Origin of the sequence: Hyphococcus luteus, assembly GCF_002943565.1 — a bacterium.
GTDB classification, from domain to species: domain Bacteria; phylum Pseudomonadota; class Alphaproteobacteria; order Caulobacterales; family Parvularculaceae; genus Hyphococcus; species Hyphococcus luteus.
Window position 1 is genome coordinate 235,380 of the sequence record NZ_PJCH01000011.1, and the last position, 25,511, is coordinate 260,890.

Annotated in this window: 15 protein-coding genes and 1 tRNA gene; 9 read left to right on the forward strand and 7 right to left on the reverse strand. The window is 62.3% G+C overall.

Features of this window, described 5'->3' with window-relative positions; genetic code table 11:
* Positions 1-11 precede the first annotated feature (11 nt).
* The 4 genes from CW354_RS15360 to CW354_RS15375 all read left to right on the forward strand — a co-directional run bounded on the left by CW354_RS15360 (position 12) and on the right by CW354_RS15375 (position 10,320).
* Positions 12-2,036, forward strand: a complete 2,025-nt coding sequence (locus CW354_RS15360; RefSeq protein ID WP_104830972.1) for a heme-binding protein — start codon at positions 12-14, stop codon at positions 2,034-2,036.
* Positions 2,036-3,766 carry a hypothetical protein gene (locus CW354_RS15365; protein ID WP_104830973.1) on the forward strand — a complete coding sequence of 577 codons (1,731 nt, stop codon included), beginning with the start codon at positions 2,036-2,038 and terminating at the stop codon, positions 3,764-3,766. The genes CW354_RS15360 and CW354_RS15365 overlap by 1 nt, the downstream gene beginning before the upstream one ends.
* Positions 3,766-7,701, forward strand: a complete 3,936-nt coding sequence (locus CW354_RS15370) for an LVIVD repeat-containing protein (protein ID WP_104830974.1) — start codon at positions 3,766-3,768, stop codon at positions 7,699-7,701. The genes CW354_RS15365 and CW354_RS15370 overlap by 1 nt, the downstream gene beginning before the upstream one ends.
* A 93-nt stretch (positions 7,702-7,794) precedes the next feature.
* On the forward strand, positions 7,795-10,320 hold the full coding sequence (locus tag CW354_RS15375) for a cation:proton antiporter (RefSeq protein WP_104830975.1): 2,526 nt from the start codon (positions 7,795-7,797) through the stop codon (positions 10,318-10,320).
* Between the two features lie 177 nt (positions 10,321-10,497).
* Here CW354_RS15375 and ccmI read toward each other — a convergent pair whose 3' ends face one another.
* From ccmI to aspS, 6 genes are all read right to left on the reverse strand, one after another.
* A complete protein-coding gene (gene ccmI, locus CW354_RS15380) occupies positions 10,498-12,078 on the reverse strand; it encodes a c-type cytochrome biogenesis protein CcmI (protein WP_104830976.1) in 1,581 nt (526 codons plus the stop codon).
* Positions 12,078-12,536: a cytochrome c-type biogenesis protein gene (locus CW354_RS15385; RefSeq protein ID WP_104830977.1), complete on the reverse strand. Its 459-nt coding sequence runs from the start codon at positions 12,534-12,536 to the stop codon at positions 12,078-12,080. Before CW354_RS15385 ends, ccmI begins: the two co-directional genes overlap by 1 nt.
* A complete protein-coding gene (locus tag CW354_RS15390; protein ID WP_104830978.1) occupies positions 12,533-13,066 on the reverse strand; it encodes a DsbE family thiol:disulfide interchange protein in 534 nt (177 codons plus the stop codon). The genes CW354_RS15385 and CW354_RS15390 overlap by 4 nt, the downstream gene beginning before the upstream one ends.
* The gene (locus tag CW354_RS15395; RefSeq protein ID WP_104830979.1) at positions 13,063-15,048 is read right to left on the reverse strand and encodes a heme lyase CcmF/NrfE family subunit; all 1,986 of its coding nucleotides are present in this window, start codon (positions 15,046-15,048) and stop codon (positions 13,063-13,065) included. Before CW354_RS15395 ends, CW354_RS15390 begins: the two co-directional genes overlap by 4 nt.
* Before the next feature lie 233 nt (positions 15,049-15,281).
* Complete coding sequence (locus CW354_RS15400; protein ID WP_207764842.1) at positions 15,282-16,403, reverse strand: M14 family metallopeptidase; 1,122 nt, start codon at positions 16,401-16,403, stop codon at positions 15,282-15,284.
* Positions 16,404-16,430: 27 nt separating this feature from the next.
* Entirely contained in the window at positions 16,431-18,230 is a 1,800-nt protein-coding gene (aspS, locus tag CW354_RS15405) for an aspartate--tRNA ligase (RefSeq protein WP_104830980.1), read from the reverse strand.
* Positions 18,231-18,430: 200 nt separating this feature from the next.
* Here aspS and CW354_RS15410 point away from each other — a divergent pair, with 200 nt between their 5' ends.
* From CW354_RS15410 to CW354_RS15430, 5 genes are all read left to right on the forward strand, one after another.
* On the forward strand, positions 18,431-19,534 hold the full coding sequence (locus CW354_RS15410) for a S49 family peptidase (protein WP_165793750.1): 1,104 nt from the start codon (positions 18,431-18,433) through the stop codon (positions 19,532-19,534).
* 137 nt (positions 19,535-19,671) lie between these two features.
* Positions 19,672-20,817, forward strand: a complete 1,146-nt coding sequence (gene rnd / locus CW354_RS15415; RefSeq protein WP_104830982.1) for a ribonuclease D — start codon at positions 19,672-19,674, stop codon at positions 20,815-20,817.
* Between the two features lie 654 nt (positions 20,818-21,471).
* Positions 21,472-22,209 (forward strand): N-formylglutamate amidohydrolase, encoded by a 738-nt coding sequence (locus CW354_RS15420; RefSeq protein WP_104830983.1) that lies wholly within the window; start codon positions 21,472-21,474, stop codon positions 22,207-22,209.
* Positions 22,210-22,235: 26 nt separating this feature from the next.
* On the forward strand, positions 22,236-23,378 hold the full coding sequence (locus tag CW354_RS15425; RefSeq protein ID WP_165793768.1) for a carboxylate-amine ligase: 1,143 nt from the start codon (positions 22,236-22,238) through the stop codon (positions 23,376-23,378).
* Positions 23,379-23,543: 165 nt separating this feature from the next.
* Positions 23,544-23,620 (forward strand) — tRNA-Met (locus tag CW354_RS15430).
* A gap of 304 nt (positions 23,621-23,924) precedes the next feature.
* Here the strand turns inward: CW354_RS15430 and mdlC are convergent.
* Positions 23,925-25,481, reverse strand: coding sequence for a benzoylformate decarboxylase (mdlC, locus tag CW354_RS15435; protein WP_104830985.1), 1,557 nt, complete (start codon positions 25,479-25,481; stop codon positions 23,925-23,927).
* Positions 25,482-25,511 lie beyond the last annotated feature (30 nt).

Consider the following 25,511-nt stretch of genomic DNA (forward strand, 5'->3'; position numbering starts at 1 on the left):
AGAAAACAGGCATGACGGGCGGAAGACATCTCTTCTTGGCGGGCCTCTTGGCGCTGACGCTCAGCGCCTGCCTTTCCGCTTGCGGGGGCGGCGCGGAAGAAACCGCCTTGCCCGATCCGGGAACGCCGCCGCCGGCGCCGCCCGCCTCTTCGCCGCTTTTCAAACCGGTCGTCCGCAGCCTGACGGCGTCCGAGGTCGAGACCATCATTGCGCAGGCCGTCGGCGAAGCGAACGCCCGCTCGACGCCCGCAACCATCGCGGTCACCGACCGCGTCGGCAATGTGCTCGGCGTTTTCGTCATGAACGGCGCGCGCACGACAACAACCGTGCGCGAAGGCCCTTCCGGAACGCCCGACACGAGCCTGCAGGGCGTCGAGGTGCCGGCGACGCTCGCCGCAATCTCGAAAGCCATTACCGGCGCCTATCTGTCCTCCGGCGGCAATGCGTTTTCTTCACGCACAGCAAGCCAGATCGTGCAGGAGCATTTTCCGCCCGCGCCCTCGACAACCGGTCTTGAAAGCGGCCCGCTTTTCGGCGTGCAGTTCTCGCAGCTTCCCTGCTCCGATTTTGCGACGCGCTTTTCCATGGGCGGGCCGGGGATCGGACCGAACCGCGCGCCTTTGGGCCTTTCCGCCGACCCGGGCGGCTTTCCGCTCTACAAGAACGGCGCCGTCGTCGGCGGGATCGGCATCGTCACCGATGACGATTACGGCTTCGACCCGAACATTCTCGATGTGGATGAAAGCGACGAAGAAGCCATCGCCTGGGCGGGCGCATTCGGCTTCACGGCGCCCAAAGAGATCCGCGCCAATCGCATCTTTGTTGACGGCACGGCGCTGCGCTTCACGGATGCGGGCAATGAAGACCTGATGAGCGATCCCGCTTCGGCCCCGGCCTATGCGGCGATCGCCGCCGGCGTCGAAGGCGACTTGACTGACGTCACCGCTTATTTCGACGGCGCGTCCGGCGGCGGCGTTTATGCGGGAACGGCTTACGGCGCCGAAAGCTCCGGCATTCGTCCGGCGACGCCTGCTGAATATTCCAACGAAGACATTTATGTTCTCACCGACGGCGCGGGAACGAACCGCTACCCCGCAACCGGCGGCACGGACGGCGCCAGCGTCGCCGCGCCGCTGACGGCCGCAGAAGTCACCGCCATTCTCGAAGAAGCTTACGGCGTGATGACCGCGGCGCGCGCACAGATCCGCCAGCCGCTCGAAAGCCGCGCGCAGGTTTCGATCTCGGTCGTCGACACGAACGGGCAAATCCTCGGCATCATTCGCGGCCCCGACGCGCCGATTTTCGGCACGGATGTCTCGTTGCAGAAAGCGCGCACGGCGGCGTTCTTTTCCGGCGCCGAGGCCGCCTCGGATTTGACCGGAACGGCGGGCCCCGCCGTCGCCGGGTTCAATACAACGAAGCCGGTCGCCTCCTATGTGCAGGATGTGCGCGACTTCATTCCCGATCCGGCGGCGCTCACCGGAACCGTCGCTTTCGCCGACCGCTCCGGCGGCAATCTTTCGCGTCCCTATTTCCCGGATGGCGAAGTCGGGACGGCCAACGGCCCCCTGTCGCTGCCCATCACGGAATGGAGCCCCTTCGCCACGGGTCTTCAATCGTCCTTGATCGTCGACAACATCCTTGAGCATGTGATTCATGTGCTGGGCGGCGGCGCAGATACGGCCATCGGCTGCACGGGCCTGCCTGACATTCCCTCGCTTGCGGGCGTGCAGAACCGCCTGCAGAACGGCATTCAGATTTTCCCGGGCTCGGTGCCGGTCTATCGGGGCGACACGCTGATCGGCGGCGTGGGCGTTTCCGGCGACGGCATCGACCAGGACGACATGATCTCGTTTCTCGGCGTTCATCGCGCGGGCGAGCGCCTCAATGGCGCCCTCGGCAACGCGCCCGAAGCGATCCGCGCCGATCAGATCGTGATTTCCGTCAACGGGGCGCCGGTGCGCCTGCGCTTCGTTAATTGTCCGTTCAATCCGTTCGTCGGCTCGAACGAACAGAATGTCTGTCAGGGGAAATGATGATCCGCAAACTCATCATATCCCTTTCTCTCGCCGCGCTTGCCGCGCCTGCGCTCGCACAGGAAGAAGCCCCCTTAAACCCCGGCGCCGTGGCGCCGCCGCGCATTGGCGATTACCCAGATTGCCGCGACGACGGCCGCGAGTTCACCGAATGCGCCCCGGCGATTCCCGACCGCTGGCGCCTTGCGGAAACTCTCGGGCTCGTCAAAACCCGCTGGTGGGACCCTTACAATCAAAACACGTTGAAGGGCGACCGGCCCATCTTCGGCGATGACTGGTTCTTTGTCGCCGCGCTCGTTTCCGACACAGTGGTGGAGCCGCGGTCCTTCCCGATCCCCGTGGGCGTGCAGACGACGACCGACGCGGGCGACATCGACGTTTTCGGCGATAGCGACAGTTTCGCTTTTAATCAGAACCTCATCACCAGTTTTTCGCTGATCAAGGGGTCGACGGCGTACAAGCCGCAGGATCTGGAATTCCGCGTCACGCCGGTCTTCAATTTCAATTTCGCCCATGTGAACGAAAAGCGCATTCTCTATGTGGAGCCCTCGGAGAAGCTGAACCGCAAGGACGGCTTTATCGGCCTGCAGGAAGCCTTTGTCGATTATCACCTGCGCAATGTTTCCGAACGCTACGATTTCGATTCCGTGCGCGTCGGCATCCAGCCCTTTTCGTCGGACTTCCGCGGCTTCCTCTTCCAGGACAACCAGCTCGGCGTCCGCTTTTTCGGCAATCGCGACAATAACCGCTTCCAGTACAATCTCGCCGCCTTTATGCGCGTCGAGAAGGATACAAATTCCGGTCTTAATGACGTATCGCGCCGCCCCCGCGACGATTTTGTTTTCCTCGCCAATCTCTATCGCCAGGACCTGCCCTTCCCCGGCATGACCAGCCAGGTGACGGCGGTTTACAATCTCAATCGCGAGGCGGACGACATCGAGATCGACAAGAACGGCTTTCCCGTGCGCCCGGCGCTGATCGGCAATTTGCGCGGGCGCGACTATGACGTCGTTTATCTCGGCTATAACGCCGACGGGCGCATCGGGCGCATCAACCTCACGGCGTCGGCCTATTACGCCCTCGGAGAAGACCGCAATTCGATCTTCACCGACGAGAAAGCGAAAATCCGCTCTTTCTTTGCGGCGGTCGAGCCGTCTTATGATCGCGGCTGGGGCCGGGTGCGCCTGTCGGGCCTCATAGCCAGCGGCGACGGCGACCCGTATGACGATACGGAGCACGGCTTCGACGCCATCTTCGAAAACCCGCAATTCGCCGGCGCCGACACGTCTTACTGGATCAGGCAAAGCGTGCCGTTTATCGGCGGCGGGCGCGTCATCGGGCTTAACGGGCGCAACAGCGTCTTGCCGGATTTGAGATCGACCAAGGAACAGGGCCAGTCCAATTTCAACAATCCGGGGATCATCCTCGCCGGCGCCGGCGCCGATTTCGATATTCTTCCTGAACTGCGCGTTTCGGTGAACCTCAACCGGCTCTGGTTCCACAAGACCGATACGATAGAGGCGCTGCGCGTTCAGGGCGGGATCGACCGATCCATCGGCTGGGATTATTCCGGCGCGATCATCTACCGCCCAAATTTCATCCAGAACATCGTCTTCCGGCTTTCCGGCGCGGCGCTAGAGCCCGGCGACGGCTTCCGCGCGCTTTACGACAACAATGAGGACCGGGACCTTTATTACTCCGTCCTCTTCAACGCGGTCTTAAGTTACTGATGCGCGCGCTCCTGACCATACTCCTCGCTTTTGCACTCTTCCCGGGCGCCGCCTTCGCATCGGGCGAAGAAAAGCCCGTCGAGCGCGATTATTCGCGGGTCACGGCGCCGCCCACGCCGGTCTATCAGACGCAAGCGGACGTCGAAGCGAAAAGCGCTGGCTGCCTCACATGCCATACGGCGACGGACGCGCCGACCATGCACAACCCCGCCGCCGATCTCAGGATCGGCTGCACCGACTGTCATGGCGGCGCCGCGGACGTCTTTGCCAATGGTTTAACGAGCGGGAGCGAGGCTTACGAAAACGCGCGCGACCGCGCCCATGTGCTGCCGACCTATCCGGAAAGCTGGCATTTCCCGCATTCGGCCAATCCCAAACATTCCTATGCGCTCCTCAATAAGGAGTCGCCGGAATTCATCCGTTTCGTGAACCCGTCCGATTATCGCGTGGCGCGCGAGGCCTGCGGCAATTGCCATATGCGCGAGATTCTCGCCTCGGAACGCTCGCTGATGGCGACGGGCGCCATGCTGTGGGGCGGCGCCGCCTATAACAACGGCATCCTGCCTTTCAAGAAATATGTGATCGGCGAGGCTTACACCCGCGACGGCGAACCGGCGGCGATCTGCTCCCCGGGCGAACCGGTGGAAGGCGACCATCCCCTTGGCTGCCCGACGGCGCCCTCCGAAGCGGCTCAATTGCGCGGCGCCCTGCCTTATCTCGCGCCGCTGCCCACCTGGCATGTCCTGCCGCCGGCGGACATTTTCCGCGTTTTCGAGCGCGGCGGGCGCAACATCCTGACGCAATTCGCCGAAGTGGGCCTGCCCAACGCCGCGGGCCAGTTGCAGCGTCTCGAAGAGCCGGGCCGCCCGGACATCCGCCAGTCGAACCGCGGCCCCGGCACCGGCCTGCGCGTCGCGATCCCGGTCTTGAATATTCACAAGACGCGCCTCAACGACCCGTTCACCTGGTTCCTCGGCACCAATGACAATCCGGGCGATTACCGCTCCTCGGGCTGCGCATCCTGCCATGTAGTTTACGCGAACGACCGCGAACCGCGCCATGCGCTCACCTATGCGCAATATGGCCGCGACGGCGAGACCATCACCAAGGACCCGACCATTCCGAAAGGCGAGCCCGGCCACCCTTTAAAGCACGCTTTCACGCGCGCCATCCCGACCTCGCAATGCATGATCTGCCACATGCACCAGCCGAACATGTTCCTGAACACGTATCTCGGCTACACCATGTGGGATTACGAATCCGACGCGCCCTTCATGTGGCCGGAAGAACAGAAATACCCGACCATTAAAGAGCAGCGCGAAGTCCTCGATCGCAACCCGGAAGGCGCGGCGCCGCGCGGCAAATGGGCGGATCTCGATTTCCTGCGCGACGTCTACGATCTCAACCCCGAGCTCAACGACACGCAGTTCGCCGATTATCACGGTCATGGCTGGAACTTCCGCGCGATCCTGAAACGCGACCGCGAAGGCAACCTTCTCGACGCCGACGGCAACATTGTTGCGAATGACGACCCCGAAAAATGGCGCAAGGACGGCGAAGGCAAGTTCGTCGAGGCCGGGACCAATCCCGGCAAGACCGTCCACATGATGTCGATCCACGCCGAGGTCGGCATGCAATGCGTCGACTGCCATTACGCCCAGGACAGCCACGGCAACGGCTATATCCATGGCGAAGTCGCGAGCGCCGTCGAAATCCGTTGCAAGGATTGTCACGGCACCGTCGACGCTTATCCGAACCTCAAAACCACCGGCCCCGCCGCGGGCCCCAATGGCCGCGATCTCGCCGTCCTGAAAAACCCGGACGGGCGCAACCGCTTCGAATGGATGAAGCGCGGCGGACGCAATGTCCTGATCCAGCGTTCGATCATCGACCCCGATCTCGAATGGGAAGTCTCGATGGTCAAAGACAGCGTCACGCCCGGCTCGCCCAATTACAACGCCAAGGCCGCGCGCGCGAAAACCATGTCCATGGGCGCCGACGGCAAGCTGGCCTGGGGCGTCAAGTCCGACAAATCCAACCTCGCCCACAAGGACGACGAGATGGAGTGTTACACCTGCCATCTTTCCTGGACGACCTCCTGCGGCGGCTGTCACCTGCCCATCGAGGCGAACTGGAAAGCGGAAATCCACAAATATGAAGGCGGCGAGACGCGCAATTACGCCACCTACAATCCGCAGGTGGCGCGCGACCAGATGTTCCAGCTCGGCAAGCATCAGGACACCAAGAACAACACCGTCGCACCGGTCCGCTCGTCTTCGGCGCTGGTCTTGTCGTCGACCAACGTCAATCGCGAACGCATCTATGTGCAGCAGCCGCCGATTTCCGCCGCCGGCTTTTCAAGCCAGGCCTTCGCGCCGCACTTCCCCCACACGGTCAGGAAAACCGAGACCAAGACCTGCACCGACTGTCATTTGTCAGCCGATAATGACAACAACGCCATCATGGCGCAGCTCATGCTGCTCGGCACGAATTTCGTGAACTTTGTCGGCATGCACGCTTATACGGGCCTCGACGGCGCCATCGAGGCGGTGCGCGTCACCGAATGGGAGGAGCCGCAAGCGGTGTTCGGCTCCTATCTCCATAAATACGCCTATCCCGATTATTACAAAGCCCATGTGGAGCGGAACGGCCGCGAACTCGTCAACTGGACCCGCGGCAAGACCTTCGGCGAAGGGCTTTCCGGCGAGACCGGCGCCTTGGAAGAAATCGCCAATGTGACCCAGGACGCCGGCGGCGCCGTCAACTGCCTGCAACTGCGCGGCGAATATCTCTACGCCGCCGAAGGCAAGGGCGGCTTTCGCGCCTATGACGTGGCGTCCATCGCCAATAAGGGCCTTTCGGAACGCTTCATCACGGCGCCCTTCTCGCCGCTCGGCCATGACACCCATGTGAAGACCGAGAACGCGACCTGCATGGTTCTGCCGACGAACCAGCCGATTAATCCGGCGCGCAACACCGAAGACTTACGTGAGCGCAACCACGAACAAGCGATCCATCCGATCTACAATTACGCGGTCATCACCGACGCCGAAGAAGGTCTCATTCTCGTCAACATCAACACCCTGGCCGACGGCGAGCCGCGCAACAATTTCTTCAAGCGCGCGCTCACCTGGAACGAAGGCGGCGTCTTAAACGGCGCACGGCACATCACGCTTGGCGGGACTTACGCCTATATCGCCGCGGACGCCGGGCTCGTCGTCGTCAATCTCGACGATCCGCTCCATCCGAAAACGGAAAGCGTCACCCCCGTGGCCGGCATGCGCGCCAGCGCGCTGCAGTTCCGTTATCTTTTCGTGACAGACGCGCAAGGTTTGAAAGTCTTCGACGTCACCGATCTCGCCAAGCCCAAACTTGTCGAGGGCGCGAGCGTTGCCCTCGCCGACGCACAGAAGATCTATCTTGCGCGCACCTACGCTTATGTGGCGGCGAAAGCGCAAGGTCTCGCCATTATCGACATCGAAAACCCGGAAACGCCGAAGCTCTATCAGGCCTTTACCGGCGGCGGCGCGCTGGGCGATGCGCGCGACGTGATCGTCGCCACCACCAACGCCTCGCTCTTCGCTTATGTTGCGGACGGGAAAAACGGCCTTAAGGTCCTGCAACTCACCAGCCCGGAATCGCAGCCCAATTTCTACGGCTTCTCCCCCGAACCGAAGCCGGAAATCATCGCCTGGGCGAAAACGCCTAAACCCGCGCTGGCGCTCTCGAAAGGCCTCGACCGCGACCGCGCCGTGGACGAAACCGGGCACCAGATGGCGGTTTTCGGCCGTTTCGGCTCGCGCCCCTTCACCCGGCCGGAAATGGAGCGGCTTTTCCTGAAAGAGGATGGCGAGCCCTATTTCGTGAGCGACGACGTCGAGAAAACAGCCCGGGGCGCGCGAACGGAAACGACCGTGAAAAGCAGCGGGCGATAGGCTAGACTGATCTTGGGGCGCGCCGGCATGTAAATTTGGCGGCGCGGGACGCCGCAGGGGCGAAACGCGGCGCTTGAAAATGGGGTGACGGCCATGTGGGGCGTAGTCTTTGGACTTGCGGCCGTATTGACGCTGGCGGTGCTGCTGTTGCCGGTGGCGCGGCGGAGCAATATTCCTTACACGGTGCTTCTCGCCGTCGCCGGGATCGCGCTCGGCTTCGCGGCGCAGCATCTCGGCGTCGGCGCTGTAGAAGCCGCACACGCCCCTGTTGAGCATGGGGGCGCCCATGGCGGCGGCCCGATCTGGATGCAGATCGCCGAAGCCATTGGCGGGCTCAGGATCACCTCCGACGTCATTCTCTTTCTCTTCCTGCCCGCCCTGGTCTTCGAAAGCGCCATGTCGCTCGATTTGCGGAAGCTGATGGCGGACATGCGCTCGATCCTTTTCCTCGCGGTCGTCGGGGTCCTCATCTCTACGGCGATTGTCGGGCTTTCCATCTGGGCGATTTCCGGCATGGCGCTGGTCCTCTGCCTTCTGCTCGGCGCCATTCTCTCCGCGACGGACCCGGTGGCGGTGATCGCGCTCTTCAAGGACCTCAACGCCCCAAAGCGCCTCACCGTGCTGGTCGAGGGCGAAAGCCTGTTCAACGACGCGACCGCCATCGTCATTTCGTCGATTTTCATCGCCATGCTTGCCGAGGGAACGAGCCCCGATGTGGCGGCGAGCGCGCTCGACTTTCTCGTCGTCTTTCTCGGCGGCGTCGCCGTGGGCGTGGTCGTCGCCCGTCCCGCCATCTGGCTGATGCGCGCGTTCCGCCGCGATACGATGATCATCCTGACGCTCACCGTCACGCTGCCCTTCGTCGCCTTCGTCGCCGCGGAGCATTTCCTTCATGTCTCCGGCGTCATGGCGGTCGTCGCGGCGGGCCTCACCATCGGCTCCATCGGCCGCCGGATGATCCCGCCGCAGGTCTTCGTCGAGGTCGAACACGCCTGGCATCAGCTCGGCTTCTGGGCGACATCGCTCATCTTCATGCTGGTCGGCCTCGCCATTCCGCGCATGTTGGGCCCGCATGTGCTCGATTATGTCGACGACATCGTCATCGTGGTCGTCGCCGCGACGGCGGCGCGCGCCTTCATCCTCTATGTGCTGCTGCCGCTGCTCGATCGTTTCGGCGCGCAACAGAAAGTCAGCCTCGGCTATCAGACCATCATGTTCTGGGGCGGGCTTCGCGGCGCGGTCTCTCTGGCGCTGGCGCTGATCGTCCTCGAAACGCAGGCGATTCCGACGGAGGGCCGCGCTTTTGTCGGCGTCCTCGTCACCAGCTACGTTCTCTTCACGCTCTTGTTTCAGGCGACGACCATCCACGCCGTCATGCGCGTCTTCGGTCTCGACAAGCTGTCGCCCGCCGACCAGGCGCTGCGCGACCGCTCCGTCGCCAGCGCGCTCAACAGCGTCTCCGCCGAGCTCGACCGTTTCGCTGAATTTCACGATTTCGACGAAGCCGAACGCGCCGCAGCGCTGAAACGCTTCGAAACAGCGGCTGAAGAAGCGCAGCGCAAAAGCGCCGCCGGCGACCTTTCTCCCGACGATTGGGTGCGCACCGGCCTCGCCATGGCCCTCGCCCAGGAACGGCAGATGTATCTGACGCGCTTCGGCGAAGGCTTTACAACGACGACGCAGCTGCAGGACGCCCTCGCCCGCCTCGACGATATTGTCGACGAATTGAAGGACGGTCCCTTTAACTGGCGCGAAGCCGCCCTGAAAGGCGTTGCTTACAGGAAACGCTTCCGCATGGCGCTCGAGGCCCAGCGCAATTTCGGGATCACGCGCCCGCTTGCGACGCTGCTTTCACGCCGCCTCGGCGTGCTTGAATTCATCCGCCAGGTGCTGCGCGAACAGAAAGAAAAGGGGATCGGCGAGATCGAAGCGCTGCTGCCGCTGAATGCGCGAGAGCGCTTTCAGCAGTATTTCGACGAGCGCTTCAACATCGTCTCGCAAAACGCCGAAGCCCTCGCCGTGCAATATCCCGATTACGCCGCGGCGCTGCACCGGCGCGACCTTGCGCTGGCCGGTCTGCGGCTCGAGGAAGACGCTTATGACCGCCTCCTCGACCAGTCGATCATAGGGCCTGAAATTCACGGCGATCTCGTCAAGCGTCTGGAAAGCGCGGGCGCGAGCGAAGGCCGCCTGCCGCCCTTGAAGCTGAAGCTCAACACGGCCGATCTTGTCGCCAGGGTTCCCTTCTTCGACGAGCTCGACAAGGGCCGCCAGAAGCGGATCGCACGGCTTTTGAAAACCCGGCTCTTCGCGCCCGGCGACCGCATCATCACGCGCGGCGAAATCGGCGATGAAATGTTTTTCATCGCCGACGGCGCGGTGCGGGTCATGCTCGACGATCGCGAAGTGACGCTCGGCACCGGCGATTTCTTTGGCGAGATTGCGCTCATCACCGACCAGCCGCGCAACGCTGATGTGGAGGCGCTCGGCTTTTCAACGCTGCTGGCGCTGAAACGGCGCGACTTCGCCCGCTTCGTCAAACGCCATCCCGACTTGCGCGACAAGATCAGGAAGATCGCCGCGGAACGGGTCAATGGCGGCGTCGCCATCGACCTTTGAAGCTTTCCGATGCAGATGACTTGATCTTGATGAACGTGCCATCCTTCGCGACGCCCAATTTCCTCATCCTGAGGATCGGGCAAACATCGTCAGAATGTTTGTCCGATGTCGCGAAGGACGAGGAAATTGGGCTCCTCAGGATGAGGACCGAGTGAGACGTCTGATCTTCAGAACGCGCTAAAGCCCGTCGATCATGTCCTGGATCTGCGCGGTTTCCGGCGCGCCTTCGGGCATCGCCTCTTTCAACTGCGTCCAATATTTGCGCGCTTCTTCCGCATCCCCGCGCTGGCTGGCGGCGAGTCCCTGAAAATAGAGCGCGAAAGGATGATCCGGCGCGCGTTTTGCAATCTCCGCGACGGCGGCTTCGGCTTCCGCGTCGATGGGCTTTCCTTCGGCGTTGAGCGCATTCAGCAACGCTTCGGCGCGGCCAAGACGCAGGTCGAGATTATCCGGCGCCAGCTCAATGGCGCGCGCGAAAGCCTCGGCGCTTTTCTCATGCTCGTTCATGACGCCGTAAGAGCGCGCCAGCATGGTCCAGCCTTCAAGATCGTCGGGCTCGTTTTCAAGACGCGCGGCGAGCCCCGCCACCATGCCTTCAATCATCGCCTCGCGATCTTCCGGGCTCATATCGGACGCGGCCTGCATCTGTTCGGTGGTCGGCCCGCGGCGCGCGGAGGCGCCGCCTTCGATCCGGGCTTCAGCTTTGGCGATCTCCTGCAACACGAACGGCGCGCCGGCGTAACGCTCTTTGGCGCGCGCTGTTGCGTCTTTCGCCTTTTCCGTCTCGCCCGCCGCCGCATAAGCATCGATCAGCGCAATCCAGCTTTCATAAGGCGCGTCGCCCGCGGCGATTTCCGCTTCGAGCGCGTCGGCGCCTTTTTGGGGCGCGCCGGCGACGGGACGGCCCAGCTCTGCGGAAATCATTTCAATCTGTGAGCGGACGGTGGGCAGCCAGCCTGCATTCGGCGGCGCGTCTTTTTCAAGCGCGATCAGCGCATCGAGCGCGTCTTCCCGGCGGCCTTCCTGGTAAGCCGCGATGGCGAGATAAAACCGCGCCCGCGGCTCCTGCCGGTCGAGCTCCAGCGCGCGATCGAACGCCGCGCGCGCTTCAGCGTTGATGACGCCGCCCGCCGCCATGGCGAGAGACTCGCCTTCCGCGGCGTGAAGGTAAGACTCGTTCGGCGCAAGGTCGCGCGCCTTGCCGAATGCCTCCGCCGCCTCGGCGAAGCGGTTCATATTGGCGTAGCTTTCGGCGAGCAACACCCAGTCGTCGACATTGTCCGGGTCTTTTTCGAGCCGCGCTTCAAGCGCCGCCACGGATTCCGCAAGCGGACGCGCGCCGGCGCCGGTCCGGTCGGCCCCAGGCTGGGGCTGGCTGCGCGCGGCGAGACGCATCCCCTCGTCGGTTTCCTTTTGCGCCGGGTTGCCGAGTGCAAAATAAACCGCAAAGGCGACGGCGGGCGCGGCAGCGACGAGCATCACGCTTGCCTGCCGCGCCATGGGGCCGGTTTTATGGGGCGCCGTTTTTTCCGACGCGCGATGGGCGGCGAGCAGGCGACGGCGCGCCTCGGCGCTTGCGGACTCAGCTTCCTCTTCGGTGATCAGCCCCGCCGCGCGGTCGCGTTCGATATCGGCCACTTGCGCGGCGAGATAATCCTCTTCATCGAGATGATCGGCCTTTTTCGGCGTGCGGAAAAACGGCTCCACCAGAAGGAACAGCGCAGCGGCGGCGATGAGGAGAAAGACGGCCCAGAGCATCAGCCGCGCTCGTCCAGAATGCGATTGACGGCGTCTTCATCGTCTTCGGACAGAGGCGCCGACGCAGCCGCCGGTTTTTTACTGCCGCGCAGGAAGAAAAAGGCGCCCGCCGCGCCAAGAAGAAGCGCCGCCGCTGGAAAGCCCCAGAGGAAAAGCGTGTTGCCCTGCACCGGCGGCTTCAACAGCACATAATCGCCATAGCGCTCGACAATATAATCCATGACCTCTTCGTCGCTTTCCCCCATGGCGATGCGCTCGCGCACAAGAATGCGAAGATCCTTCGCCAAAGGCGCATTCGATTCCGCAATCGACTGGCTCTGACAGACGACGCAGCGCAAATGCGCGTCGATCTTTTCCGCGCGCGCTTCAAGCGCCGGATCGTCGAGCAATTCGTCCGGCTCGGCGGCGAACGCGGCCGCGCTGAACAAGAACGCCGCGAGAATGGAGAACAGTCTCATGACCGGCGCAGCTCCTCGATCAGCGGCTGGAGCGTGTCGGTCCAGTATTGTTCGGTGATCGGCCCGACCACCTTGAACCGCACCCGCCCTTGCCTGTCGACGACAAAGGTTTCCGGCGCGCCGGTGACGCCGAGATCGATGGCGACGCGCCCCTTCTGGTCATCGCCCACCGCCTTGTAGGGGTTGCCGTAGCGGTCGAGCCAGGCCTTGCCGTCGCCGGGAGCGTCTTTCCAGTTGAGCCCGTAAATCGGCACGGCGTTCGCTTTCGTCAGCTCCATCAGCACGGGGTGCTCGATATGGCAACTGACGCACCAGGAGGCGAAAACGTTCACCAATGCGACCTCGCCCTTGATGTCCTCCGTAGACAGACCGTCTTGCAGCCCTTGAATGGCGGGAAGATCGAATTCCGGCAGGGGCCGATCGATGAGCTGGGAGGGAATGTTCGACGGATCGCGCGTCAGCCCATAGGCGAAAAAGGCGCCGACGACGACAAAGACGAGAATCGGAAAGATGAAAACGATGCGTCTCATGCGGGCGCCGCCTCCGCCGCGACGGCTTTAGGCTGGCGATGGCGCAGCTTCGCGGGCTTCTTGCCCCGGTCGGCGAAGGCAATGAGCCCGCCAAGCGCCGTCACCGCCGCGCCGAGCCAGAGGAAATGCACGAAGGGATTGAAGAAGAGGCGCACGGGCCAGCCATTGCCCGACTTGTTCTCGCCGAAGGAAATATAAAGATCGCCGGGCCATTGCATGCGGATCGCCGCTTCGGTGGTTTCCATGCCGCGCACGGGGTAAAAGCGCCGCTCGCCTGAAAGCGCGATCGTCTCGCCGTTTTTGCGCGCGACAAAGTCGGCGCGCTCGGCAACGTAATTCGGACCGGAAAACGGCTCCACCGACTTGAGGGTCACTTCATAACCGGCGACTTCCGCCGTCGAGCCCTCGGCCATGAGGACGACGGTTTCCGATTTCCAGAGACTGATGCCCGCAGCGCCGAGCGCGAAGAGCGCGAGCCCGCCATGCGCAATCGCCGCGCCCCAGGCGGCGCCCGGAAGGCCCTTGACGCGGGTGAAGCTGTCGCCCGCCGGGGCGCGGAACAGCTTGACGCGGCCCGCAATGTCGATGGCGGCGCCGCCCACAAGCCAGACGACGAGCGCCAGCGCGAAAGCGCCGGAAACGCGCGCGCGGTCCGCCAGAAAGAGAACCAGCACCGCAATCACGAGCGCCGCGCCGGCGGCGGGGATGAGCCGTTTCAGGCTGGCGGGAAGATCGCCCTTCTTCCAGGCGAGGAGCGTTCCCACCGCCGCCAGCGCCAGGGTGATCGAGGCGATCGGCGCGAAGATCATGTTGAAGTAAGGCGCGCCCACGGAAATCTTGTCGCCGGACAAGACATCGATGAAGAGCGGATAGAAGGTGCCGACAAACACCACCGCGCAGGCGACCAGCAGCAATACATTATTGACCACAAGCGCGCCCTCGCGGCTCACCGCCGAAAAGGCGCCGGTGGCGCTCAGGGAATTTGCACGCAGCGCGAAGACCGTCAGCGACCCGCCGATGGCGGCGATGAGAATGGCGAGAATGAAGACGCCCCGCGTCGGATCGACGGCGAAAGCGTGAACCGACGTCAAAACGCCAGAACGCACGAGGAAAGTCCCCACAAGGCTCAACGAAAACGCCGTGATGGCGAGGAGCACCGCCCAGCCTTTCATGGCGTCGCGGCGCTCGACGACGCGCACCGAATGGATCAGCGCGGTGCCGGCGAGCCACGGCATAAAGGAGGCGTTTTCCACCGGGTCCCAAGCCCACCAGCCGCCCCAGCCGAGCTCGTAATAAGCCCACCAGCTTCCCAATGCGATGCCGATAGTGAGGAACACCCAGGCGATGAGCGCCCATGGCCTGACGAGCCGCGCCCAGACCGTGTCTGCCTTGCCGCGGATCAGCGCCGCCACCGCAAAAGAGAACGGGATCGAGAAGCCCACATAACCGAGATAAAGAAACGGCGGATGGATGGCGAGACCGGGGTCCTGCAGCAAGGGATTGAGACCGGTTCCGTCCGCCGGCGCCGGGATCAGCCGTTCGAACGGATTGGACGTAAACAGAATAAAGGCGAGAAAGGCGCTGATGATCAGCGCCTGAACGCCCAGCGTTAAGAGATGAAGGTCGCGCGGCGCGGCCTTGCCTTGCGCCGCCAGGACCGCGCTGAAGAGCGTCAGGATCAACACCCAGAGCAGCATCGAGCCTTCGTGATTGCCCCATGTGCCCGTCAGTTTGTAGATGAAGGGTTTCGCGGAATGAGAGTTCTCGTAGACATTGACGACCGAGAAGTCGGAAACCGCAAAAGCGTGCATCAGACTCGCGAAAGCGATGGCGACGAGCGCAAAGACGACAATCGCCGAGCGCCGCCCGAAAACCGCAAAACCGGCGTCGTCGCCGCGCGCGCCTGCGAACAGCGCCACGGATTGCGCCATGGCGAGCGCGAAAGCGAGGATCAACGCAAAATGGCCGATTTCCGGGGTCATAGGGTCCGCCCTTGATTTTGCGGTCCTTTTACCGGATTTGCCCCGGACAGGCTATGACTTCTCGACCATGTCAGGCGCGGTAAAAGGGCGCTGGCGGCTGGCCTGAGGCCAGCCAAAGCCCCTTGTGTGTCATCACCGGGCTTGTCCCGGTAATCCAGTCTTTAATGGCTCTGGATCGCCGGCATAAAGCCGGCGATGACACTAGGAGAGGTTTTCCCAGCCGAGCGGGCTTTCTATCGCACGATATCGGCGATTTCGGCCATCACCTCGAGATGCTCGCGGGCGAAATGGCGGCAGCGGGCCGGAGACCAGCCATAAACCGGGTCCGGATTCACATTGGCGTCCTTGAACGGCATTTCGAGGGTCATGGAAAGACAGTTCCAGGTCTCGCCCACATAGGAATTGGCGATGTCGAGATTGGCCTTGCCTGGCGCGGCTGACGGATAGCCTTCCTTGGTCTGGAAATCCTTCGAGATGTCGAGAAGGCGCGCCGAATAGCGGTTGAAGAGTTTTTCGTGGCGCTCCTCCCAGGCGGGGATGCCCTTGGCGCTGTCGAGAAAATTGTTGGCGATCGCCTCGTCGCCATGAACGTCGAGGAAGAAGTCGACACCGGTCTCTTGCATCTTTTCGCGCACGAGGAAAACTTCCGGGCTTTCCTCCATGGTCGCATTGCGCCAGGCGCGGTTTAAATCCTTGCCCGCCGCATTGGTGCGCAGATGCCCGCGCTTGGCGCCGTCGAGATTCATGCACGGAACGATGTGGAGCGTTGTTTTCTCCATCATGCCTTGCGCGGCGCCGTCATTTTCGTCCGTCAGCCGTTCCAGAAACCCTTCCATCCACCACGAGCCCATGGTCTCGCCCGGATGCTGGCGCGCGATCACCCAGAATTGGCGCGGGCCCTCCCCGGCGCGGAAATAATCGATCTCTTGGCCGTCGAGGGTCTTGCCGATCACCTCATGGGTAAGAAGCGACGCGGCTTTGACGTTCCCGATATAAGTGCGGTAGCGGCTCGTCGGATACGGCGCGAAATAGGCGTAATAGACCGGCTCTTGTTCCGGCGTGTGACGGATGACGACCTCGCGCCCGTCGAAACTCGTCTCCACCCGGAACCAGTTTTCCTGATCGTAAGAGGCGACAGCGCGGTAATCTTTCCAGCCGCCGATATAGGACGCGGCGTAGGCGTTTTTCAGCCGCATGGCGAGCGGCGCGCGCCCGGCGCCCTCGACCTTGTAGAAAAACCACTGAAAGAAGTCCGCCTTGCCGTCCGATTTGATCTCAAGCTGGATGTTCGAAGCGTCGGTTGCGTCGAGGCAGTTGATGTTGCCGCTGTCGAAATCGCTTGTGATCTTAATCATTACGCATCCCTGTTACCTGAAGCGAATTTAGTCTTTCTTCTCCGTAATCGGCATGACGACACGGACATGGACGTCCTTCAATTGCTGCTCCGTCGCCTCGATGGGCGCATGGAGAAGCAGGTCTTCGGCCTGCTGGTTCATGGGGAACATCGTCACTTCGCGAATGTTCTCCTGATCGCAGAGCAGCATGACGATGCGTTCGAGCCCCATGGCGCAGCCGCCATGCGGCGGCGCGCCGTATTTGAAAGCGTTCAGCATGCCGCCGAATTTCTCTTCCACGACGTCCTTGCCGTAACCGGCGATCTCGAAAGCTTTGTACATGACGTCCGGGCGGTGGTTCCGGATCGCGCCGGAGCCGAGCTCGTAGCCGTTGCAGACAAGATCGTACTGATACGCCTTGATCGAAAGTTTTTCGTCGTCGGTCTTGGCCGCTTCGAGCGCGCCGAGGCCGCCCTGGGGCATGGAGAACGGGTTGTGGCCGAACTCGACCTTCTTGTTCTCCTCGTCCCATTCATACATCGGAAAGTCGACGATCCAGGCGAGTTCGAAACTGCCCTTGCGGGTGAGCTCCAGCTCTTCGCCGATGACGGTGCGCGCTTTCGCGGCGACCGGCAGGAATTCCTCCGGCTTGCCCGCGAGGAAGAAGGCGGCGTCGCCGGCTTTCAGGTGGAGCTGCGCGCGCACGGCTTCGGAGCGTTCCGGGCCGATGTTCTTTGCAAGCGGGCCCTTCGCTTCGTTTTCATCGAAGATCATGTAGCCCATGCCCGGCAGGCCTTCCTTCTGGGCGAAGGAATTCATGCGGTCGCAAAAAGCGCGGGAGCCGCCGCCTGGCGCAGGAATGGCGCGGATCTCGTTTTCCGGATCGGCTTCGAGGATCTGCGCGAAGATCTTGAAACCTGACCCGCGGAAATGATCGGAGACGACCTGCATCTCGATGGGACAGCGCAAATCCGGCTTGTCGGTGCCGTATTTCAGCATCGCCTCGTCGTAAGGAATGAGCGGGAACGGATAGGGCGTCACTTTGCGCTCGCCCGCAAAGGCGCGGAAGGTGCGCTCCATCACCGGGCCCACCGCGTCGAACACGTCTTCGCGTTCGACGAAACTCATCTCGAGATCGAGTTGATAGAACTCGCCGGCGGACCGGTCGGCGCGCGCATCCTCGTCGCGGAAACAGGGCGCGATCTGATAATAGCGGTCGAAGCCCGAGACCATGATCAGCTGTTTAAAAATCTGCGGCGCCTGGGGCAGCGCATAGAACTTGCCGGGATGCAGGCGCGACGGCACGAGGAAGTCGCGCGCGCCTTCCGGCGAAGACGCCGTCAGGATCGGCGTCTGGAAATCGACGAAGCCCGCCTCCTCCATGCCGTTGCGGATTTCGCGCACGACCTTGGAGCGCAGCATGATGTTCCTGTGCAGCGTCTCGCGCCTCAGATCGAGATAGCGGTGACGCATCCGGATGTCTTCGGGGTAATCCGGCTCGCCAAACACAGGGAGCGGCAACTCGTCCGCCGCCGACAGAATTTCGAAAGATTCAAGGCGCACCTCGACCTCGCCCGTGGGCAGGTTCGGGTTCACCACCTCGGCGTCGCGCGCCACCACCTTGCCGCCGATGCAGATGACGCTTTCCTGGCGCACTTTCTCGGCTTCCGCGAAGAATGGCGATTCCGGCTCCACCACGATCTGCGACAGCCCGTAATGATCGCGCAGGTCGATGAACAACAGGCCGCCATGATCGCGCTTGCGATGGACCCAGCCCGACAGGCGAACGGTCTCGCCGACCTCGGATTTGCGCAATTCTCCGCAAGTGTGGCTACGATAGGCGTGCATCGATTTCCTCAAATGATTCAGTCGCGTCGGAGTGGCGGCAGAGCCCCTTATTGTCAAGGGCGGGCGGCGGCTTTGGCCCCCCGCCCGCCGGATTCCCGGGCCCCGCGGAAAGCGCCGCTGCTGTCAAATAGACTTTACATTGCATAGGGCCGCCTTATGCCCCCATATGAGACAACGTTGTTGCAGCAATGGAGGGCGATATGGCTGAAAGGCCGCCACTGTTACCTGACCTTTTCCGGATGGTCGTGAAGATGATCGTCGGGGGCGTTCTCGTGATCGGACTTGTCTCCTGCGGGGTCGGCTGCGTCGCGGGCGCCGGCGCGGGCGGCAAAACCGCCAAGAAGGAGCCGGTCGCCAAAACCATTTATGGAAACAAGGACAGCGACAACGCGATCGAGCGGATCGACATTGTCGGCCCGATCCTCACCCACGCGCCGGACGAAACCGATGGCGGCTTTTTCTCATCGATCCAGGTCCTGACTTACGGCTACAAGGTCAAAGAGCAGCTTCTCAAAGCCGCCAAGGACGATGACGTGAAAGCGGTGATGCTGTTCGTCTCGACGCCCGGCGGCACCATCGTCGGCAGCGAAGCGATCCATGACGGCGTCCTCGCCGTGAAAGAAGCCGGCAAGCCGATCGTCGCTCATGTGGACATGATGTCCGCCTCCGGCGGGGTCTGGTCCACCGCCGCAGCGGACAAGATTTTCGCCGATCACGGCAGCCTCGTGGGCAGCGTCGGCGTGATCTTCGGCAATTTCATGTATTATAAAGACCCCGTGGCGATCGACGGCGGGCTTTTCCGCGGCGGCGTCACCACAAGGGGCGGCGTCAAATCTACGGTCATCGCAGCGAGCGAAGGCAAGGATCTCGGCAACCCCTTCCGCCCCATGACCGAGCGGGAGAAAACCCTGCTCGAAGCCTCGGCCAAGGAATTTTACGAGAAGTTCCTCGATCATGTGACCCAATACCGTCCCCTCGACCGCGACGCGCTGGTCGACGATTACGGCGCCATGATCTTCGCCAATGACGCGGCGGAGGCCCGCGGCTATATCGACGGCTCCAGGACCTATCAGGAGAGCATCGCCTATATCGCCGGGGAAATCGGCGCGGAGGGCGATGACTGGAAACTGGTCCTGCCGCCGGAGGTCCCGAAATCGCCCCTGGAGAAAATGTTCGGGGCGAGCCTCGCCGCCCTCAGTTCGGGCCGGATGGAAGCCGCCCAGGACGCGGCGGTCTGCGCCGAGCTCAAAACCGGGCCGGTGGCCATCACGGCCCAGTCCCTGACCTCCCTTTGCGGGCTTTAGGCCCCCCGCCCTGGCGTTCCAAACCCGGGTGTTTTCCACAGGATAGACGGAAACCGCGCCCCTTTCCCGGGGCGCGGTTTTTTGCGGCGCCGAAGGCCGCTTGTCTCCGCCCGCGCACGCCGATAGAAGCCCCGTTCATGCAAGTGATCTCCACCACCGACGATTTGGCCAAATTCTCCAAGGCGCTGCGCGCGCAGCCCTTCGTGGCGGTGGATACGGAGTTCATGCGCGAGAAAACCTACTGGCCGATCCTTTGCCTCATCCAGGCGGCGGGGGACGGCGAAGAAGCGATTATCGATCCTCTCGCCGACGCTATCGACCTTGCGCCCTTCCTCGAGCTCCTCTCCGACAAAAAGGTCGTGAAGGTGTTTCACGCGGCGCGCCAGGATCTCGAAATCTTCTACAAGCTCCTCGGCGAAGTCCCGGCGCCGCTGTTCGACACGCAGATCGCGGCTATGGCCTGCGGTTTCGGCGACCAGATCGGCTACGAGCCGCTGATGCGCACGCTCCTGAAAGCGAAGATCGACAAGGGTTCGCGCTTCACCGACTGGGCGCGCCGGCCGCTGACCGAGGCGCAGCTTTCCTATGCGCTCTCCGACGTCACCCATTTGCGCGCGGCCTATCCGATCCTCGCCGAAAGCCTCGAAAAGCGCGAACGCAAACACTGGGTCGAAGAGGAGATGGAGGCGCTCAATAACGGCGATCTCTATCACGTCAAACCGGAACAGGCCTGGAAGCGGCTGAAGCTGAAAGGCGTGCGGCCCAAGGAAATGGGCGTCGTCATGAAACTCGCCGAATGGCGCGAGCGCGAAGCCCAGACCAAAGACACGCCAAGGAGCCGCGTTCTTAAAGACGAAGCGATTTTCGAACTGGCGCGGCTTCAGCCCAGGGACGCCAAAGGCCTCGGTCGCGCGCGCTCCATCCCGTCCGGCTTCGAACGCTCACGCGCCGGCGCCGCCATTCTCGACACCATCAAGGAAGGCGCCGAGCTCCCGCGCGAAGACCTGCCGCGCATCGACAAGCCGGAACGCGAAAGGGCGCCCGCCGACGTGGTCGAGCTCTTAAAGGTGCTGTTGAAGCGCCAATGCGAGGCCTTCAGCGTGGCCCCGAAACTGATCGCCTCGAGCGCCGATCTCGAAGCCATCGCCCTCGACGACGAGGCGGACGTCGCCGCCCTCGCCGGCTGGCGCCGGGAAATCTTCGGCGAGCCGGCGCTGAGGCTGAAGCGCGGCGAAATCGCGCTCAAACTCAAAAAAGGCGCCGTCGACATTATCGAGGCGTGACCGGCGCCGGCGAGGCGTTCAACAAGAGATGGGCGCCACGGTTAAACCGTGGCGAGTCGTCCATTGCTGGACCGGGAATTTCCCGTCACCGATTCCCCACGCTTTAAGCGTGGGGTCCAGCATTCGACAAGGGTTTCGCCAAGCCGCCGCCGGGCGGGCCGAAGGATAAAGCCAAACGCGCCGGCGGGGATAAAATTTAATCCATGAAATTTCGTCCCCGCTCTCGCTGGCGGGCTTATGATGCGTCCTGCCGATGAAAGCCATGAGGCGCAGTTCGTCCTTGCGCCGGCGGAAAGGAGACCGAAAGCCCCCGTGAAACATTTTTACGCAAATGGCGCCAAATCGGTCTGAAAGCCAGCAAGGACGCCAGAAAAAGAAGAAGATGAAAACGAGATGACGCAAATTGTTCCACGGGAAGATATGGTGCCAACACACTCTGGCCCGCCTTTTTTCGACTCGCCACGCTTTAAGCCTGGCGTCCACAAGGTTTGGCGCCGGACCCCACGGTCAAGCCGTGGGGAATCGGAGACGGAAGAATCTCCGCCGGTGATGGCGCCCCGACAAGCAACTGGCGCTGGGGAACTGGCGTGAATCTTCCGAGCATCCCGCAAGGGCCCCTTCCCTGAACCCGAAACCGCGATAGAATTTGATCTTATGACCGACGAGACCATCGCCCGCACCGAGCATTTCGGAGAAGCGCCCTTCTTCATCTTCTGCGACCACGCCTCGAACGCCATTCCGGACGATCTGAACCGGCTCGGCCTGCCCGACGACATTCTTGAGACTCACATCGCCTGGGACATCGGCGCAAAGGCGCTCGCCGAAAACCTGGCCCGCGCGCTTGAGGGGACGTTCTTCCACTGCGGCTTTTCGCGCCTCGTTATCGACCCGAACCGCGCGCCCACCTCTCCCGACCTCATCCCGCATACGAGCGATCAGATCCCCGTGCCCGGCAATCAGATGATGAGCGAAGCGGACTGCAAGGCGCGCATTGCGCGCTTTCATGTTCCCTATCACGACCGGCTGGACAAGGCGCTCGACGATGCGATCGCGCGGACCGGCGCCCCCTTCGTCATCTCCATTCACAGCTTCACCAACCGCCTTCTCGGCGCGGCGGAGGACCGGCCCTGGGGCCTCGGCCTTTTATGGCGCGAAGACGAACGCTCCGCCCAGGGAATGATTAACTATCTAAGGCGGGAAACCGCTTTGGTCATCGGCGACAACGAACCCTATGACGCAAGGGAGTTCAATTATTCCGTTGACCGCCATATCGACCCGCGCAATCTTTCTCATATCACGGTTGAGGCGCGTCAGGATTTGATCTGCGACAAGACGGGTGCTGAGGAAATCGCTGAGATTCTGAGCGCCGGCGTTCGCAGCCTCGGCGATTAGGCCGGCGACCGGTCGGAAAGGGGCCCATTATGATGCCTGCGCTGACATTAGGGATCGAGGAGGAATATCTCCTCATTGACCCCGAGACCCGCGACCTCGTGCCCGACCCATCGCCCGACTTCATGAAAGACTGCAAGGACCGGCTCGGCGAGCGGGTGACGCCGGAATTCCTGAAATGCCAGGTGGAGATCGGCACGCCGGTCTGCACCGACATCAACGACGCGCGCAATCACCTCACGGCGCTGCGCTCGGTCATCATCAACACCGCCGAAAAGCACGGCATGAAACTGATGGCGGCCTCGACCCATCCTTTCGCGCAATGGGGCCGGCAGAAACACACGGCGGCGCCGCGCTACGACCTGCTCGATGCGGATATGGGCGGCGCCATCCGGCGCATGCTGATCTGCGGCATGCATGTTCACGCCGGCATCGAAGACAAGGAAATGCGCATCGATATCCTCAACCAGGCGCGCTATTTCCTGCCGCTTCTGCTGGCGCTCTCCACCTCCTCGCCCTTCTGGGGCGGGCACGACATGGAGATGCGCTGTTCGCGCCTCGGCATTTTCGATTCCATGCCGCGCACCGGCATTCCCGACCGCTATGAAAGCTGGTCGGAATATGAACGCATGATCGAGCGCCTCGTGAATGCGGGCGTCATGGAGGACTCCACAAAGCTGTGGTGGGACATGCGCCCGAGCGCACGCTTCCCGACGCTCGAAATGCGCATCACCGATGTCTGCACCCGGATCGAGGACGCGCTTTGCATCGCCGCGCTTTATCAGTCGATCTTGCGGATGCTCGCCCGTATCAAACAGAAAAACATGCGCTGGCGGATTTATCCGCGCATCATGCTCGAGGAAAACCGCTGGCGCGCCCAGCGCTATGGCTGCACCAAGAGCATGATCGATCTCGGCCGCGGCGAATGCCTGCCCTTCGCCTCGCTGATCGAGGAAGTGCTCGAAATGATCGCCGAGGACGCGACCGCGCTTGGCTGCGTCAAGGAAGTCCAGCACGCCCGCACGGTCCTGAAACGCGGCACCAGCGCCTGCCGTCAGGTGGAAACCTTTAAAAAGGCGCGTGACGACGGCGCGGACGAGCCAGAGGCCTATATTCAGGTGGTCGACATGCTGGTGCGCGAGACCGCCGCGGACCTGCCGGAATCGGCCTGATTTCAGCGCTTTAGGCGGGCGCGAAATATTCCGCCGCGGGCCTTGCGGCGGGGCGCGCGCTTCGCTATACCCCGCTCTCCCATTCGCGGGGCGCGCCGGTTGCGCCTCTTTCATATGCGGATGGGAACGCTGATACGCCGTCTCTCGTTCGGTCAGCAAAGTTGGCGCGGGGTGGAGCAGTCCGGTAGCTCGTCAGGCTCATAACCTGAAGGTCAGAGGTTCAAATCCTCTCCCCGCACCCAATTATTTCAATAGCTTATTTGAACAATTGCAGCTTTTGTCTAAGCTGAAATTCCGCTTCGGCATCATATAGGAAGCAGTAGAAGCACATTCCCTGCTGCAGGTGGTGATTGCTCTAAACGAGAAAGTGCGTGGCTGTCGCATGACGTTTGCGCGTCACCCGCCGGATGTTTTGACTGTCTTTTCGGCCGATCCTTCACGCCCGGATTTATGTCTCATCTTCGCTCCTCCTCAGAGCTGCGATGAACCAAAACCCTCCGCTAATAAAATACCTCAAAACGTCTCATGATCGTTGACGGGATACGCTCAAGAGACCCGCATCTCCAACAGCGCAGGGCCTTTAAGACTGAACATCTTCTCCAGTTCCACGCGCGCGCCCGCCTCCGTCTCCGCCGACGATGCTGCAACGCCAAACCCTTGTGCGAGCGCTGTGAAATTCACGCCGGGCAGATCGGCGCCGACGGCAGGCGTCTGCATCATTGCCGAAATATGCTTCAAAGCCTCGTAACTTTGATTGTTCAGGATAATAAAACCCACATCAAGATTACGCTGGGCCGCCGTCCAGAGCGCCTGCACCGTATAGAGCGAAGAGCCGTCGCCGACGAGCGCAATCGTTTTCCGGGAACTGTCCGCCAGCGCTGCGCCGACCGCAGCCGAAAGCGCAAAACCGAGCCCGCCTGACGCTGTTGCAAAGAATGAAGCGGCATGATTCATTCGCAGCCGGGCCTGAATAACCGAACGGGCGCTTGGCGCTTCTTCAAAAATCCTGGCGCACTCCGGGCGAAGCTCTTCTATCAGGTCGATGGAGGCCGGAAGCGTCAACGCTTGTTCATCGCCGCGCCGCAGGGCCGGCGCCTCCCGCAGCGCGCGTTTAAAAATCGGACGCGCCGGCGCCATAGAGTCAAACGTCAGCAAGGCGTCGCGGACATTGCCGACAATAGCGACGCCACGCGGCGTGTATGACGTCGTATTTTGGTCTTCCGAAAACTGAATGATAGTCCCACCCAGCGGCGACGCCGCCGGCGCATGAAAATGATATTGAAAGGCCGGCGCGCCAAAAACCAGGACGAGATCGTGCTTCGACAGGCGAGCCACGATCTCGTCCTCGCGGGCGGGAAGGAAGCCCGCGAATTGGTTATGGCTTTCAGGAAAACAAATCCGGCTGGCCATGGGACTGGCCCAGACAGGACAGGCCAGCTTCTCCGCCAGCGCGACCAAAGCCTCCAAGCCGCCGGCGCGATCGACTTCCGGCCCGCTGACGATCACGGGCGAGCGCGCCTTTGAGAGCAGATCAGCGGCATGCGCGACAGCCCCCTTCTCAGGCGCCGGCGCGCCGAATAGGGAGACCGGCTGGACAGGTTCGGCGCGCTGATCCCAATCGTCAACTGGCACGGAAATAAACACAGGACCGCGGGGCGCGGACATGGCGATAGAATAAGCCCGCGCAAAAGCTCTCGGCACATCTTGCGCGCGGGCAGGCTCGCAAGCCCATTTCACATAAGGCTTCACATGAGCGGTAGGATCAGTCGCGCCGAGAAAAGGCTCATAAGGAAGAATGCTTCGGGCCTGCTGACCCGCAACGACAATCAACGGCGTGTTATTCTTGTAAGCCGTCACCAGCGAGCCCATCGCGTGACCAAGGCCAGCCGCAGAATGCAGGTTTACGATCGCAGGCTTGTCCGCGACTTGCGCATAACCGTCGGCCATGGAAAGCGCCGCCGATTCCTGAAGCCCCAGCACATAATCGAAATCGGCCGGCCAGTTCTTGAAATAGGGTAATTCAGTAGAGCCCGGATTGCCGAACACCGTCGTCAGGCCGGTCTCGCGCATAAATGCGTAAACGCTTTCTCTGACCGTCATCATGGGATGAAGAACCTTCCGAAATACATCGAA

Excerpts from the sequence above, each read along its gene's own strand:
- aspS (WP_104830980.1), bottom strand. The coding sequence starts at position 18,230 with ATGCACGCCTATCGTAGCCACACTTGCGGAGAATTGCGCAAATCCGAG.
- CW354_RS15390 (WP_104830978.1), bottom strand. The coding sequence starts at position 13,066 with ATGAGACGCATCGTTTTCATCTTTCCGATTCTCGTCTTTGTCGTCGTC.
- CW354_RS15370 (WP_104830974.1), top strand. The coding sequence starts at position 3,766 with ATGCGCGCGCTCCTGACCATACTCCTCGCTTTTGCACTCTTCCCGGGC.
- ccmI (WP_104830976.1), bottom strand. The coding sequence starts at position 12,078 with ATGCTCTGGGCCGTCTTTCTCCTCATCGCCGCCGCTGCGCTGTTCCTT.
- mdlC (WP_104830985.1), bottom strand. The coding sequence starts at position 25,481 with ATGATGACGGTCAGAGAAAGCGTTTACGCATTTATGCGCGAGACCGGC.
- CW354_RS15395 (WP_104830979.1), bottom strand. The coding sequence starts at position 15,048 with ATGACCCCGGAAATCGGCCATTTTGCGTTGATCCTCGCTTTCGCGCTC.
- CW354_RS15385 (WP_104830977.1), bottom strand. The coding sequence starts at position 12,536 with ATGAGACTGTTCTCCATTCTCGCGGCGTTCTTGTTCAGCGCGGCCGCG.
- CW354_RS15420 (WP_104830983.1), top strand. The coding sequence starts at position 21,472 with ATGACCGACGAGACCATCGCCCGCACCGAGCATTTCGGAGAAGCGCCC.
- CW354_RS15360 (WP_104830972.1), top strand. The coding sequence starts at position 12 with ATGACGGGCGGAAGACATCTCTTCTTGGCGGGCCTCTTGGCGCTGACG.
- CW354_RS15365 (WP_104830973.1), top strand. The coding sequence starts at position 2,036 with ATGATCCGCAAACTCATCATATCCCTTTCTCTCGCCGCGCTTGCCGCG.
- CW354_RS15375 (WP_104830975.1), top strand. The coding sequence starts at position 7,795 with ATGTGGGGCGTAGTCTTTGGACTTGCGGCCGTATTGACGCTGGCGGTG.
- CW354_RS15410 (WP_165793750.1), top strand. The coding sequence starts at position 18,431 with ATGGCTGAAAGGCCGCCACTGTTACCTGACCTTTTCCGGATGGTCGTG.
- rnd (WP_104830982.1), top strand. The coding sequence starts at position 19,672 with ATGCAAGTGATCTCCACCACCGACGATTTGGCCAAATTCTCCAAGGCG.
- CW354_RS15400 (WP_207764842.1), bottom strand. The coding sequence starts at position 16,403 with ATGATTAAGATCACAAGCGATTTCGACAGCGGCAACATCAACTGCCTC.